The sequence below is a fragment of the uncultured Croceicoccus sp. genome (assembly GCF_947496385.1).
Classification (GTDB): Bacteria; Pseudomonadota; Alphaproteobacteria; order Sphingomonadales; family Sphingomonadaceae; genus Croceicoccus.
The window spans coordinates 119,285-133,848 of the sequence record NZ_CANMCP010000006.1 but is presented as its reverse complement, the minus strand read 5'-3'; the positions used below and the strand labels follow the sequence as shown (position 1 = coordinate 133,848).

General features: G+C 67.0%; 12 protein-coding genes. 6 read left to right on the top strand and 6 right to left on the bottom strand.

The window, feature by feature from the left end; all coding sequences use genetic code 11:
• Window positions 1-50: 50 nt before the first annotated feature.
• Window positions 51-926 (bottom strand): 3-methyl-2-oxobutanoate hydroxymethyltransferase, encoded by an 876-nt coding sequence (gene panB / locus Q0897_RS11125; RefSeq protein ID WP_299309528.1) that lies wholly within the window; start codon window positions 924-926, stop codon window positions 51-53.
• A 111-nt stretch (window positions 927-1,037) separates the two neighbouring features.
• Here panB and Q0897_RS11120 point away from each other — a divergent pair, with 111 nt between their 5' ends.
• The gene (locus Q0897_RS11120; RefSeq protein ID WP_299309527.1) at window positions 1,038-2,489 is read left to right on the top strand and encodes a sodium-dependent transporter; all 1,452 of its coding nucleotides are present in this window, start codon (window positions 1,038-1,040) and stop codon (window positions 2,487-2,489) included.
• A gap of 79 nt (window positions 2,490-2,568) precedes the next feature.
• Here Q0897_RS11120 and Q0897_RS11115 read toward each other — a convergent pair whose 3' ends face one another.
• Window positions 2,569-3,048 (bottom strand): pyridoxamine 5'-phosphate oxidase family protein, encoded by a 480-nt coding sequence (locus Q0897_RS11115; protein ID WP_299309526.1) that lies wholly within the window; start codon window positions 3,046-3,048, stop codon window positions 2,569-2,571.
• 185 nt (window positions 3,049-3,233) lie between these two features.
• Between Q0897_RS11115 and Q0897_RS11110 the strand changes: the two genes are divergently transcribed.
• A complete protein-coding gene (locus Q0897_RS11110; protein ID WP_366519928.1) occupies window positions 3,234-4,070 on the top strand; it encodes a hypothetical protein in 837 nt (278 codons plus the stop codon).
• Window positions 3,958-5,562: a DUF6504 family protein gene (locus tag Q0897_RS11105; protein WP_299309525.1), complete on the top strand. Its 1,605-nt coding sequence runs from the start codon at window positions 3,958-3,960 to the stop codon at window positions 5,560-5,562. The genes Q0897_RS11110 and Q0897_RS11105 overlap by 113 nt, the downstream gene beginning before the upstream one ends.
• Here the strand turns inward: Q0897_RS11105 and Q0897_RS11100 are convergent.
• A complete protein-coding gene (locus Q0897_RS11100) occupies window positions 5,553-6,344 on the bottom strand; it encodes a sulfotransferase (RefSeq protein WP_299309524.1) in 792 nt (263 codons plus the stop codon). The genes Q0897_RS11105 and Q0897_RS11100 overlap by 10 nt on opposite strands.
• An 11-nt stretch (window positions 6,345-6,355) precedes the next feature.
• Between Q0897_RS11100 and Q0897_RS11095 the strand changes: the two genes are divergently transcribed.
• Window positions 6,356-7,597: a glycosyltransferase gene (locus Q0897_RS11095; protein ID WP_299309523.1), complete on the top strand. Its 1,242-nt coding sequence runs from the start codon at window positions 6,356-6,358 to the stop codon at window positions 7,595-7,597.
• Here the strand turns inward: Q0897_RS11095 and Q0897_RS11090 are convergent.
• The 3 genes from Q0897_RS11090 to Q0897_RS11080 are packed head-to-tail and all read right to left on the bottom strand — an operon-like array spanning window position 7,519 to window position 11,602.
• On the bottom strand, window positions 7,519-8,442 hold the full coding sequence (locus Q0897_RS11090) for a galactosyltransferase-related protein (RefSeq protein WP_299309522.1): 924 nt from the start codon (window positions 8,440-8,442) through the stop codon (window positions 7,519-7,521). The genes Q0897_RS11095 and Q0897_RS11090 overlap by 79 nt on opposite strands.
• Window positions 8,439-9,587 (bottom strand): glycosyltransferase, encoded by a 1,149-nt coding sequence (locus tag Q0897_RS11085; RefSeq protein ID WP_299309521.1) that lies wholly within the window; start codon window positions 9,585-9,587, stop codon window positions 8,439-8,441. Before Q0897_RS11085 ends, Q0897_RS11090 begins: the two co-directional genes overlap by 4 nt.
• A complete protein-coding gene (locus Q0897_RS11080) occupies window positions 9,584-11,602 on the bottom strand; it encodes an HAD-IIB family hydrolase (RefSeq protein ID WP_299309520.1) in 2,019 nt (672 codons plus the stop codon). Before Q0897_RS11080 ends, Q0897_RS11085 begins: the two co-directional genes overlap by 4 nt.
• A 240-nt stretch (window positions 11,603-11,842) precedes the next feature.
• On the opposite strand from Q0897_RS11080, the gene Q0897_RS11075 reads away from it, so the two are divergent.
• Window positions 11,843-13,090 carry a putative DNA modification/repair radical SAM protein gene (locus Q0897_RS11075; RefSeq protein ID WP_299309519.1) on the top strand — a complete coding sequence of 416 codons (1,248 nt, stop codon included), beginning with the start codon at window positions 11,843-11,845 and terminating at the stop codon, window positions 13,088-13,090.
• Entirely contained in the window at window positions 13,087-14,553 is a 1,467-nt protein-coding gene (locus Q0897_RS11070; protein ID WP_299309518.1) for a UdgX family uracil-DNA binding protein, read from the top strand. The genes Q0897_RS11075 and Q0897_RS11070 overlap by 4 nt, the downstream gene beginning before the upstream one ends.
• Window positions 14,554-14,564: the final 11 nt, after the last annotated feature.

Below are 14,564 nucleotides of genomic sequence, written 5' to 3'. Positions count from 1 at the left end.
CCTGAATAAGCGTTGCGATAAGGGCGCAGGATCGGCGCGCGGCCGGGCGTTCAATCCGCCTTTGCGGGATAGATCTGTTCCGGTCCCGGAAATTCGCGGGCGCGCACATCGCGGGCGTATTCGGACGCCTTTTCCGAAATGAATTCAGCGATGTCGCCGTATTTCTTCACAAAGCGTGGCACCCGTTCGAACATGCCGAGCATGTCTTCGGTGACGAGAACCTGCCCGTCGCACCGTGCCGATGCGCCGATCCCGATGACAGGGACCGCGACCGCCGTGGTGAGCGCGATGGCGATATCCTCCACCACCCCTTCGGCGACGACGGCAAAGGCGCCGGCCTCGGCAACGGCGCGGCCATCGGCAATGATCTTCGCATGTTCGGCCTCGCTTCGACCACGGGCCATGTACCCGCCCAGCGCATTGACCGCCTGCGGGGTCAGCCCGACATGCGCCATGACCGGAATGCCCCGCGCCGAAAGGAACGCGATGGTCTCGGCCATGGCCGTCCCCCCTTCGAGCTTGACCGCGGCGGCGCCGGTTTCGGCCATGATGCGGCTCGCATTTTCGAAAGCCTGCTGGGGCGATGTCTCGTAACTGCCGAACGGCATGTCGACCACGACCAGCGCGTGATACGATCCGCGCACGACGGCGGCACCATGGGCGCACATCATGTCCATCGTCACGGCCAGCGTCGATGGCAGGCCGTAAATCACCTGCCCCAGCGAATCGCCGACCAGCAGCATGTCGCAATGCGGATCGAGCAGCTGTGCCTGCCGCGCGGTATAGGCGGTGAGCATGACGAGCGGTTCCGCCGTCTCTCCGTCCTGCTTGCGCCGAGTGATCTTGGGCACGGTGAGCCGTTTCATCGGCGCCGGCGTCGGCGTCGCCCGACTGGTCGAGGTGTCGATCTGAAAAGTGGTAGACATGGTGGCGGCTTTTACCCGTGAACGCGAATATGGCAAAGCCCCGCTTGGAATGCGGGCCAAACCGTTGCAAGAGATATGAAACAAATGGTTACCGGGGGCGAAGGCAAAGATATGGCGGCACCAACACAAGACGCGGCGCACGAAGGCCAGGTCGACGAAGGCCAGGCCCACGAAGGATGGTCTTCGCGCAGCGCGTTCATCCTGGCCGCGATCGGGTCGGCGGTCGGCCTCGGCAATCTGTGGCGGTTCCCGGCGGAGGCCGGCGCGAACGGCGGCGGGGCGTTTGTCCTGTTCTATATCTTCTGCGTCGTGCTGATCGGCTTGCCGGTGCTGCTGTCCGAAACGTTGATCGGGCGGTTCGGGCAGACGTCGGCACCGCAATCGGTGCTCAAGCTCGCGGCGGCGTCGCGGGCGTCGCGCCATTGGGGCGCGCTGGCGTCGATCGGCGTGCTTTCGGCGTTTATCGTGCTGTCGTTCTACTGCGTCGTGGGGGGATGGGTGCTGTATTATATCGGCATCTTCGTATCCGACCTGTTCCACACCGGCGTCGCGGGCGGCGCGTTTCAGGGGCGCGACCCGGCGACGATCGACGCGATCCTGCCCGGACTGTTCGGAAACGGTCCGTTGATGGTCGGGCTCGACGTGGTGTTCATCGCGGTCACGCTGTTCTTCGTGGCGCGGGGCGTTTCGGGCGGCATCGAATTCGTGGCGAAATGGATGATGCCGGCGTTTTTCGTGCTCATCGTGGCGATCACCATCTATGGCGCGTTTACCGGCGCCATGGGCGATACGCTGAATTACCTGTTCACGTTCGAACCTGAAAAGCTGACCGGGGCGGTGATGCTGGCCGCGCTGGGACAGGCGTTCTTCTCGCTCTCGCTCGGCGTGGCGGGGATGATCACCTACGGGTCGTATGTGGGGCGCGACGTCAATCTGGCGGGCACGTCGCTCATCATCGCGGGCGCGGATACGGCCGTGGCGCTGATCGCGGGGCTGTGCATCTTTCCGATCGTGTTCCTCGCCGGGCTGGAGCCGAGCGCGGGGCCGGGGCTCATGTTTCAATCGCTGCCCATCGCGTTTCAGGACATGCCGGCGGGATCGCTCGTCGGGCTCTTGTTCTTCGTCATGGTGGCCTTTGCCGCGCTGACGAGTTCGGTCGCGCTGATGGAGGTGCCGACCGCATGGATGATGGAGCGGTTCTCGCTTGCGCGCGGGCCGGCCAGCGGAATCGTGACCGCGGGGGCACTGGCGCTCGGCGTGCTGGCCGCATTGTCGTTCAACACGCTTTCCGATGCGCATCCCGCCGGCTTCATCCCCATGTTCGAAGGGTTAGGCTGGTTCGATTTCCTCGATTCGCTGACGTCGAAACTGCTGATGCCGATCGCCGCGGTGCTGACGTCGATCTTCGTCGGCTGGGTGGCGGAACGGCGCATCGTGGATAGCGAGACGGGGCTCGGAGGCGGATTGCTGCGCGTCTATCTCGTGCTGGTGCGCTGGGTCTGTCCCGCCGCGCTGATGGCGATTTTGATCATCGGCATCTTCCCCTCGATCCTCGGCGCATAACGCCGGGCAACGGAACCGGCATGCGAAAAGGGCCGCTCCCCGTGAAAGGAGCGGCCCTTTTGCTACGCTGCGCTGTGGATCAGAGCGCGGTTTCGGCCTGTCCGCCCTTGGTATCGTCGGTGATGTCCATGCCGAGCATCATCTTGGCCGTGGTGATCGCACCCATCTCGCCGGACCAGATCGACGCATCGCCGAGATCCATCCGCATCATCAGCAGGTTGGGATCGTCCTTGCCGTTGGGGAACCATGCCTCGACGGAATTGCTCCATTCCTTTTCGAGCCGTTCGCGGCTGGTTTCCTCGCTCAGCACGCCGTGGAAACGGGCGAACAGCTCGTGGTCTTTCGACGCGAAGGTGGCCGTGGCCGGGCCCATCGTGGCGAAACGATTGTCGCGATAGGTGAAGAACCAGATCGCGCTATCGGCATGCTTGTCGAGCTGCGCAGTCATGGGTGCGGCCGAATCCGGGTCGGCATCGAGTTGCAGCATGACGAAGGGCGATTTCGCCATCTTTTCCCAGAATTCATGCTTCAGTTCGTCGGCGTCGCCTTGATCGTACATTGTCGGTCCTTTCGTTGTTTTCTCCTTAACGGGTGGGGACGGCGCGCGTTCCGCCTTTGCACACGCCTGTGGATGAAATGCGGGGATCGCGGAGCATGACAATGGACGTAAGAGACGGAACATAATAAGAACATGGCCGTTGCCTCCACAACCGTGAAAGACCGATTCGCCGGAAAAATACCGCCATGAACAAGACCCGCCCCGATCCCGCTCCCGACCTTCCCGACGGCCTTTTCGCGGCCAGTCGGCTGTCGCCTTCGCATATGCGCGGGGCAGGGGGGGAGTGGCGCCCCGGCATGGGGTTTCGCGGCGCCGGCGATATTTTCGGACAGGGGCGGGAGGCCGCCGCCGCCGCGCTCGCGCTCGCGCTGGCGCAGGAGGCTCCGCGCGACATGGGGCACGCCGCACTGAACGGGGCAAAGGCTGCACGGGTGGAGGCGGTGGATGACCGCGCGTTCCTCTGGGTGCAGGACCGGGCCGCGATCCGCGTGGGCGGGCGGCCCTATCTTCCGGGCCTGCCCGATGCGTTGCGCCACCGGATGATCCATGTTGCGGCGCGCGATGCGGGCGATGCGCTCTTTGCGCTGGAGGAGGGGGTGCGGTGCCGCGATCTCGCCTTTGTCATCGGGGAGATCGCGGGCAATCCGCGCGCGCTGGACTTTACCGCCTCGCGCCGGCTGGTCCTGGCCGCGGAACGGCATGGCGTGCCGTTGTGGCTGGTGCGGCCTGATGCGCGGCGCGATCTTGGCGCAGGGCGGATGCGGTGGGAGGTATCCGCCGCCCCGTCGCAGCCGCCGCGATGGAACGCGAATGCGCCCGGGGCGGCGCGCTGGCACGGCGAATTGTTCCGCGCCCGTGGCCTGCGCCCCGGTGCGTGGTGGATCACGCAGGATATTGCAGGACAGGACCATGACCGCAGCCAACACGAAAGGCAGCCCCTGCGCGCCGCCCCGGCGGGTGCTGGCGATCTGGCTGGCGCGGCTGGCGATCGATCGCTGGCGGCGGCATCGGCCCGCGCCTGAGGGACACGCGCCTTTGGAGGGGGCAGGCGAGGATGACGCCCCCGTCGCGCTGATCACCGAAACCGCGCACGGACCCCGCATTGCCGCGACCAACCACGCGGCGGAGCGGCACGGCGTGCGCGCGGGCACCATGCTGGCCGATGCGCGCGCGGTCTGTCCGCAGATTGCCGTGCATCCCGCCGACCCCGCGGGCGATCTCGCCTTTCTCGAACGGCTGGCCGTGTGGGCACAGCGCTGGGGCCCGTGGAGCGCGCTCGACCCGCCCGACGGGGTCATCGTCGACATCACCGGCGCGGCGCATCTGTTCGGCGGGGAACGGCGGCTGATCGGCGATGCCGCCGCGATCCTCGCCGCGCGCGGATTGACGGCGCGCATCGCCATCGCGCCCACCGCCGGTGCGGCATGGGCGCTCGCGCATCATGGCCCGGCGCAGGCCATTGTCGCGCCCGATGACGACATGCCCGCGCGGCTGTCGCAATTGCCGGTGGCGGCGCTGCGGCTCGACGATGACGTGTTGCTGGTGCTGCGGCGGCTGGGGCTGAAACGGCTGGGCGATCTGCACGGGGTCGGGCGCGATGCGTTGACCCGCCGGTTTCGCGTGCGCCGGTCGGCGACGGCGAACCCGCTTTTGCGCTACGATCAATTGCTCGGCACGGTGCCCGAACCGTTGCTGCCCGTGGTGGGGGAAACCGCGCCCATGGTGCAGCGGCGGCTGATGGAGCCGATCCGCCATCTGCCGCTGCTCGAAATCGTGCTGTCCGATCTGGCGGAGGAGATGATGCGCCTGCTCGAAGGGAAGGGCCGCGGCGCGCGCCGGCTGGAGCTGGGATGCTGGCGCGTGAATGGGGAGATGGTGGGCCGCCGGCTCGAACTCGCCGCCGCGACGCGCGATGCCGCCCACGTGTGCCGCCTGTTCACCGAAAAGCTGGACGGGATCGACGCGGGCTTCGGGATCGAGATGGTGCGCCTTACCGCAAGCTGGGCCGAACCGCTCGATTTCAACCAGGCCGATCTCGACACGGCGGCGCAGGAACACGGCACCAGCCTTGCCGCGTGCGTCGACCGGCTGACCACCCGGCTGGGCGCGGATGCGGTGCGCCGCCCCGTCCCGCGTGCGAGCCATGTTCCCGAACGCTGCGTCAGATGGCAGGCGCCGCTCGCCCCGCAACCGGCGGCGCAGGCGGAAATGGCGTTCCATGCCCGCCCTCTGAAACTGCTCGACCGGGCGGAGCAGATCGCGGTGGTCTACGAAACGCCGGACGGCCTGCCGCGCCGGTTCCGCTGGCGCGGTGAATTGCACGAGGTCGCGCGGGCGGAGGGACCGGAACGCATCGCGCCCGAATGGTGGCGCGAACGCTCGACCGTGCGGCTGCGCGATTATTACAGGATCGAGGACAGCGCGGGCCGACGTTACTGGCTCTATCGCGACGGGATCGCGGGCGACGGGCGCGGCGGGCCGCCCGCATGGTACCTGCACGGGATCTACCCCTGAACGAGGGTGAGCACATCCTCCCGCACGGCGCGCAACGGGTGGCGCACCACGGGCGTCATCGGCAAGGCCGAAAGCCCGTCGCCATAACCCCATTCCGCCGCCCGCGCCGCCTGATCGAGTGTCATGTCCGGCACATCGGCATAATCCGCATTGCCATCGCGCACCGCCATATCGACCGGCACCGGTTCGAGATCCAGAAACCGGTGCAACGCCGCCGTCCATGCATCGGGCCGTGCAACGAGATCCTCGTAACGCACGACCATGGCCCAGTGCAGCCGGGCCAGATCCCGCGCCACGATGTCATAGGCGTCGAGCGCGTAATCGACGAGTTCGGCAAACGGCCGGTCGCTCCATTTCGCCAGCGCCCCCGCCATCGCCGCCGGGTGGCGCAGGAGGACGATGAATTGCGCCGTCGGAAACACTTGCTGGTAAAGGCGCATGCGGGTGAGGTTGACCGGCGATTTCTCGACTCGCCACGGTCCCGCCGTGTCGAACCACCGCGCCCAGTCCGCCTCGATCCTGTCGCGCGTGGCGAGCGTATCGTATCGGCACCCCTCGATCAGGTGCTGTGCCGGGTCGGTGGCGAAATGCCCCGGAATGCCGTGGGTTGCGTCGTGGGGAATGGCGCCCTGAAGATAGCATCCCTCTTTTTCGGGGACGGGCGCATTCGTGATCGCGGCGACCTGCGGATGGGCCGCGATCAGCCGCGCGGTCATGCTGGTCCCGGTGCGGTGCAATCCGGCGACGAAGGCATATCGGTGGGGGCGCGGCGTCACAGTCACAAGGCCATCCAATGAGCGGAACCGCCACCGGTTCCACCCGTTTCCCGCCACATGCGAAATTCTCCCGCTCGTCCCGCCCCGACCCGCCGGTCAAGACCGACCCGCCGATGAGGATCGCCGTCGTCGCGCATATTCGCCACCCGCTCACCGAACCGTTCATGGGCGGGATGGAGGCGCATGCCGTACAATTGTCGCGCGGGCTTCGCGATGCGGGCCACGACGTGACGCTGTTCGCGGCGCCGGGGGGCGAGGATCCCGACCTCGTGCCGATATGCGATGCGCCTTACGAGGCTGTCCTGCCCTGGGCGCAATGGCGGGGTACGCCCCGGCTCGACCGGTATCAGCGTGCGGCCTTCGACCGGGCGTGGACCGCGATCCGGGCGGGGTTTCGTAATTGCGAATTCGACGTGGCGCATAACAATTCGCTGTTTCCCGACCTCATCGAACGGGCGGCGGACGAGCGCGTGCCGATGGTCACGTCGCAGCACGTGCCCCCCTTCGGCAAGATGCGGGAGGCGGTGCATGCCGTGGCCGGATGCAACCACGCGCAAATCACGCTGACTTCGCAGAGTCAGATGCCGCTCTGGCTCGCCGGATTGGGGCAGGACGGGGCGCAGGCCCGCGATGCGCCCGCCAATTTTGCGGTCGTGCCCAATGGCGTGTCCTGCACCGAATGGCAGCCCGCGACCCGCAGCGACCGCCTGCTATGGTATGGGCGGATCACCCCGAACAAGGGGCTGGCCGAAGCGATCGCCGCCGTGCGAGAGGCGGATGCCGCGCTCGACATCTACGGCCCGGTCGAGGACAAGCATTATTTCTCGGATCGCGTCGCACCCGCGCTCGGCCCCGATATTGCCTATAAAGGCCATGCCAGCGGCGCTGTGCTCCGCGCCGCCGTGGCGCGGGCGCGGGCGGTGCTGGTGACGCCGATGTGGGACGAACCCTTCGGTCTCGTCGCGGCGGAGGCGCTCGCCTCGGGCGTTCCCGTCATCGCATTCGACCGCGGCGCCATGCGCGAGGTGATCGGCGATTGCGGGATCGTCGTGCCGGCGGGCGATACCGGGGCCATGGCGCGGGCCATCGGCGCTGTCCACGCCATCGACCCTGCGCGATGCCGCCGCCGCGCCGAAACCATGCTTTCCACCGCCGCGATGATCGCCGGGTACGAGGCGCGCTATTCCGCCGCGATGGAGGCCGCATCCTTCGCCGCGGCCCGTTCCAGCAGGTCGAGCACGCGCGCACTGCTGGCGTAGGGCTGGTCCTCCTCCTGCCGGGTGAGGGCAAGGTCGCGCTCCTCCGGCTCGCGCAGCTTTACCCACCCCGCGCCGTCCCGCCGGGTCAGCCCCATCAATGTGAACGCCCGCATCCAGTGCTGCATCGTGGGCTCGCCCCATTTTTCGGCAAAGCGATGTGCATTCGCCATCACGCTGTCGAGGTGATGCACGGGCGGCATGTGGTGCGGGTGATACTGATGATATGCCTTCGCCCCGCGCACCCATTGGAGCGGCAGGCCGCAGGCGGCGACCACGCGCCCAAAATCCGTATCCTCCCCGCCATAGCCGGTATAGCGTTCGTCGAAACCGCCGGTCCGCGCGAAATCCGCCGCCGATATGGCGAAATTCAGCGACCAGAAACACCGGTAATCCCGGCACGGCCCGACCGCAGCCTCGGGTGGGCCGGGGCGTTCGGAATGGCGCACGGCGACGCGTTCGAAATGCGCGAAATCCACGCCGTTCGCGGTCGCGCCGCGCGGCAAATAGCCGACCTCGCCCATGAGCACGCCGCCATGGTCGCGCGCGACCTTCGCATAATCGCCGACGAGCGCAGGGTGCGGCACGCAATCCACGTCGAGGAAGATCAGCAGATCGCCCGATGCCCCGCCCGCCGCCGTATTCCGGCCGAGCGACAGCGGCACGCCATCGCTGCCCAGAACGATCTGCGTCACGGGGAACGACGCCGCCGGCAGGTCATAGGGCGCATCCTGCAACACCGCCACGATCAGCTCGTCCGGTGCCCGCTCGCTCTCCATCAGGCCGAGCACGAGGTTGCGCAGATGCGCGGCCCGCCCGCTCGCCAGCGTGCATATCGAGATTTTCATGCGCAATCCTGCCTTTCGCGAAGGGGTACCCCTGCGCCCGCCCACAGATCTGTGGCGAGATGGTCGAGCCATCGTGCTGCCTGTTCCGCGGCATCGTCGCGCACCATGGCGCGTTGTCGTTCCGGGTGAATCGCGCGCGCCGCGTCCCACAATGCGCGCCAGCGGCCCGCATGCGCCGGCCAGTGCGGCGCCACGGCCGCAACGCCGGCGCGCTCCAGGGCATCCGCCTTGCGCAATTGCTCATCGAAATAGCGCCACTCGGGCACGACGATCCATGGTTTGCCCGCGGCGCATACCATCTGCACCGTGGTGTTGCCGCAGCTCGACACGATGCGATCCGCCGCCGCGATCCAGTCCTGCGGATTGTCGACCCATCCCATGTGGCGAAGATTGCCGGGCGGCGTTTCGTGCCATTCGCTCGCGATCGTGCCAATGGTGAACCATTGCGCCCCCGCATTGTCCCGCGCACCGAGCGTGAGCGGCGCCGTCGGCGTGCCCGTGCCGCCGCCGCCGGCAAGGACGAGGACGATCTCCGCATCCTGTGACAGGGACAGCCGCTCCCGCGCCGCGTCGCGCGTGGGCAGGGCGGTCATATCCACCCCGACACCGGGGGCGTAATGGGTCTTCGCCTGCATCCATCGGGGCCGCTCCGGCTGCTCCAGATCGGGGTGGTAGGGGGCGAGCAGGCCGGTCGCCGCGGCGTAGGACGCCATGTGGCCGGGGTCGGCCCGGTCGCCATGTTGCAGCACCGCGACATGCGGCACCGATGCGATCCGCGCGAGCTGGCCCAGTTCTGCCGAAACATCGGTCATGAACAAGGCGGGCGCCGCATCGTCGAACCACGCGGTAATCGCCGCGACCGCGCGCGTGATGGTGGGCCATCCGACCGGCGCGCAATGCAGCGTATCGGGCGTGGGCATCGCGTCGAGCCGGGGCGGGGCGGTGCCCTCCGGCTCGAACAGCGAAGGAATGGCGATGCGCTCGATGCGCGGGTCGAGCTCGGGGAAAATATCGCTCCGCGCACAAAACAGCGTGACCGGGCGGCAATCGATAAGCCGGTTGGCGATCGCCGCGGCCCGTTCGGCATGGCCGCGCCCCTGATGATGGACGAAATAGCCGACCGCGCGGCGCGGACCGCCGGTCATGCCGCGACCCCCCGGCGGCGCGCGAAGCGATGGGCGACAATCCCCTCCAGCGTGCCTCCGGCGTGGTGGCGCCGGGTGAGGTAGACGTTCTCCCGCTCGCTCAACCGCGCGAGTTCGGGCGCGTGATTGCCGACGAGGATCGCGTTGCGGCAATCGGTCAGCATGTCGATATCGTTGCCGCTGTCCCCGGCGGCGAAAACATCCTCGGGCGTGAGGCCGAGCGTGTTGGCGACATGGCGCATCGCCGCCGCCTTTCCGCCCTCCACGGGAAGGATGTCGAGCAGTTTTTCGTGGCTGAAGATCACCCGCGCCTTCACGCCCGCCCGGTCGAGCCGTTCGCGCACCTGCGCAAGCCGGGCGGGATCGTGGAGGAAATAGCTGCGCTTGAATTCGCGTTGCTCGCTGCGCCCCTGCGGCGTGAGGCAGGGCAGGTCGCGCAGCGCATCGTGAACCGCGTCGCCGTCCCATCCGCGTGCAAGGGACCGCGCATAATCTTGATCGGCGATACGATCCTCTCCCCGCTGCCAGTAGATTTCGCTCCCCACCGAGGTCACCCAGACGGACGGAAAGGGGAGCGACCATTCGCGCAGGACACGCTGCGCCTCGAGGATGGAGCGGCCCGTCGCCACGCCAAAGACGGTGTCGCGATGGCGGGAGAGATAGGCGCTCAACCTCCGCGCACCTTCGGCGCATCCGGTGAGCGTATTGTCGATGTCGCACAGGGCGAGCGCGCGGGGCACGGGCGCCACGGCGCGGTGAGCCATGGCCCGACCGGTGACTTCCCGCGCCAGCGCGACAAGCCCGCTGGCATAGCGGTCCCAGCCCATCGAGCGCACACCCTCACGGCCGCTGTTCGATGCGCGCAGCCATGATGGGCGATCCACGATCAGGGTACGTACCGCATTTCCGATTCCGGCCCGATCGGTCGGCTCCACCAGCAATCCGTTTTCCAGCTCGCCGACGATATCGGCCGGCCCACCCCGGCATGTCGCCACCACGGGGAGGCCATGCGACGCCGCCTCGATCAAGGTCAGGCCATAGGGTTCGGTCAGTGCCGGATTGACGAACACGCCGCCGCTGTCGCGGGCAAGGGCGTAGAGCGCCTGCACATCGTCGCGCGAATGGTTGCGGGGCCACGCCACATGGCCATGCAGATCGTAGCGATCGATCGCATCGGCAATGCCGGACAGCACGCGATCCTGCTCCGGCTCTCCGCCGACGAGCCCTTTGCGCAGACCGGCGAGCAGGACCAGATTGGCGCGCTCGCGCAATCGGGGGTCGCGTCCGAACGCCTCGACCAGGGCGACGAGATTCTTCTTTGCCACCGGGCGCGCCACGGCGAGCACGATGGGCCTGTCCCCGTGGCGCAGGAACGGGGCGATCATGGCCGCCGCCCGCGCGCGCGCCGCGGCATCCGGCACCGTCATGTCGACGCCGGGACGCAAGCGATGAATACGCGCCGCATCGGCGGACGGGTAGGCGGGCAATTGGCGCTCACACTCGTCGACGGAGCTCGCCACGATGGCGTCGGCGCGGGCGATCGCGGCGTCCTCCTCCGCGATGCGCGCCTGCATCGTGGGCGTATCGCGGGGCGCCAGTGCGCAATCGCGCTTGTCGATGCCGAGCGAATGGGCGGTGTAGATGAAGGGAATGCCCAGTTCGCGCCGGACCCGCGCCGCGACATCGGCCGCGTCGGCGAAATGCGCATGGATGAGATCGGGCAGTCGGTCCCGCGTGCGCAGATGGGTGATGAACGCGCGCGCGAACGCATCCCGGTCGGCTGCGAGAGCCTCTTTTGCAAGATAGGCGCGGTTGCCGCTGTCGATCCGCGTAATGAAGAGTTTCGGGCCGAGCGGTTCGTGCGCGCATCCGTGAATCGCACCGAGTTCGGGGGCATCGAAGAGGCGTGTGACGATCTCCGCCTGCGTCACGGCGCCATGTGCGGCAAGGGCGCGCATCTCGCCAAGAATATAGGCGATATGCCCGCCGGTATCTTCCGTAATGCCATAGGCCACGGGTTCGCCCCGCAAACATCCACCCAGCGCCAAAGAAACGATATGCAAGGAATATCCCCGGTCATGAAACCCGGGTTCTCAATCATTGCCGGCGATACCCGTTCCTCAAACTGATTAAGGTTAATACGTTTTTGCCGTGGGAGGGTTCGAAAGGGGCGGATCCTCGCCGGTACCTGTATGGTTCCGTTTTGTTCTGGCCTCTGTCCAAAAGAACATTTATAGAACGGAAAAGAGGTGCCCATGGCTCAGAAACCGATTCTCGACCGATTGAAGATCCTCGCCGATGCGGCGAAATACGATGCGTCCTGCGCGTCGTCGGGCACATCGAAACGCGACAGCCGCGGCGGCAAGGGCATCGGTTCGACCGAGGGGATGGGCATTTGTCACGCCTATGCGCCCGACGGGCGGTGCATTTCGCTGCTCAAGGTGCTGATGACCAATCATTGCATCTTCGATTGCCATTACTGCATCAATCGCAAGAGTTCGAACGTGGAGCGCGCGCGCTTCACGCCGCAGGAGGTCGCCGACCTCACCATCGCATTCTACAAGCGCAATTATATCGAGGGATTGTTCCTGTCCTCCGGCATCGTGAAATCGTCCGATCACACGATGGAGCAATTGGTGGAGGCGGCTCGCATCCTGCGCGAGGAGCATGATTTTCGCGGCTATATTCACCTCAAAACCATTCCCGAGGCGGACCCGGAGATCATTCACCGCGCCGGGCTCTATGCCGATCGCGTGTCGATCAATGTCGAATTGCCGACCGATGCCGGGTTGAACCGGCTGGCGCCCGACAAGAACGCAGGTCAGATCGACGGCGCTATGGGCCGCATGGGGAGCGACATCACGGAGGCGGTGGATGCGCGCAAGCGATTTCGCCACGCGCCGCGATTTGCGCCTGCCGGCCAGTCGACGCAGATGATCGTCGGCGCCGACGGGGCGAGCGACACCGATATCGTGACCCGCGCCAGCAGCCTTTACGGCCGGCATGCGCTGCGCCGCATCTATTACAGCGCGTTCAGCCCGATTCCCGATGCAAGCGCGGTCCTGCCGTTGAAGCGGCCGCCCCTGATCCGCGAACACCGGCTCTATCAATCGGACTGGCTGATGCGGTTCTACGGCTATTCGCCGCAGGAGGTTGGCCAGGCGGCGGGGGCGGACGGGATGCTGCCGCTCGACATCGACCCCAAGCTGGCCTGGGCTCTCAAATTTCGGGAGGAATTTCCGGTGGATGTGAACCGGGCTTCGCGTGAAATGTTACTGCGCGTGCCGGGGCTGGGCACGCGGGCGGTGGGGCAGATCCTGTCGGCGCGGCGGCATCGGCGGCTACGGCTGGACGATGTGGCGAAGATGACCGTGTCGCTTACGAAGGTGCGCCCGTTCCTCGTTGCCGCAGACTGGCGCCCGACATTGCTGACCGACCGGGCCGACCTGAAAACGCTGATCGCCCCGCCGCAGGACCGGCAGCTGGAGCTGTTCGCCGCATGAGTGCGCCGGCGCAGGACAGGCTGGCTCATGTGAAGCTGGGCACCTATTACGTGGTGCCTCTGGCCGAGAGCGACGATTTCGAGGGGTGGCGCGATCAGGCCCGCCGCCTGTTGATGGCGGATGCGCCGCCCGACCGCGTGGCATGGACCGAACCGGGTGGAAGCGCCGGCGATCTGTTTACCCATGGCGACCGCCGCCTGCCCACCCCGCCTGATGATGCGCCGCAGCCGCGCGTGTCGCGACGCTTCATGGATATTGCGAAGACTGTTATCCTTCACTCTGATCCGGAACGGTTTTTCATTCTTTACCGCACGCTGTGGCGGTTGCAGACGCGGCCCCGGCTGATCGAGGATGCCGCCGATGGCGATATTCGCAAGCTGGCCGACATGGCCCGCGCGGTGCGGCGCGACATTCACAAGATGCGGGCCTTCCTGCGCTTTCGCGAAACGAAGGACGAGGACGGGACCGAGCATTACATCGCGTGGTTCGAACCGTTCCACCACATATTGCGGCACAATGCGGGCTTTTTCGTGCGGCGCTTCGCCAATATGCGCTGGTCCATCCTGACCCCGCGGGGGGCGTTGCACTGGGACGGAGAGGTGCTGCGCGAGGGGCCGTCCGCCACCCGCGCCGACGCGCCGACCGGCGACGATGCGGAGGAATTGTGGCGCGGCTACTATGCCTCCATCTTCAACCCCGCGCGCCTGAAGATCGGCGCGATGATGAAGGAAATGCCGCGCAAATACTGGAAAAACATGCCCGAGGCGCAGATGATTCCCGAGCTGGTCGCGGGCGCGCAGGCACGGGAGGCGACGATGGTGAAGGCCGGCGAAATCGACATGGGCGAACGGCCCGAAACGCTGGTCGCGATCGAAAAGGCGATCCATGCCTGCGCCCGCTGCCCGATCGGCGAACTCGACAATACCGCCGTCATGGGCGAAGGGCCGCGCGGTGCGCCCCTCATGATCGTGGGCGAACAACCCGGCGATCAGGAGGATCGGCAGGGCCGCCCCTTCGTCGGGCCGGCGGGGCAATTGCTCGACGTGCATCTTGAAAAGGCGGGCATCGACCGGGCCACCGCCTATGTCACCAACACGGTCAAGCATTTCAAGTTCACGGCCAAGACCACGCAGCGCGGAAAGCGCCGCATTCACCAGTCGCCCAAGGCGAAGGAGATCGACATCTGCCGCTGGTGGGTGGAGAGTGAACGCGCCATCGTGCGCCCGAAACTCGTGCTGGCACTGGGTGCGAGCGCGGCGCGCGGCATGCTGGGCAAGACGGTCAGCATCACGAAGGCGCGCGGCGTCGCCCATCCGCTGGATGACGGAAGCGAATTGTGGGTGACGGCGCACCCGTCCTACCTCCTCCGCCTCGACGGCGCGGCGCGGGAAGAGCAGCAACGGCTTTTCGATGCCGATCTCGCCGCGGTGGCAAAGCGGCTGTCCGAACTGACCGATGCATGACGGGGATGCGC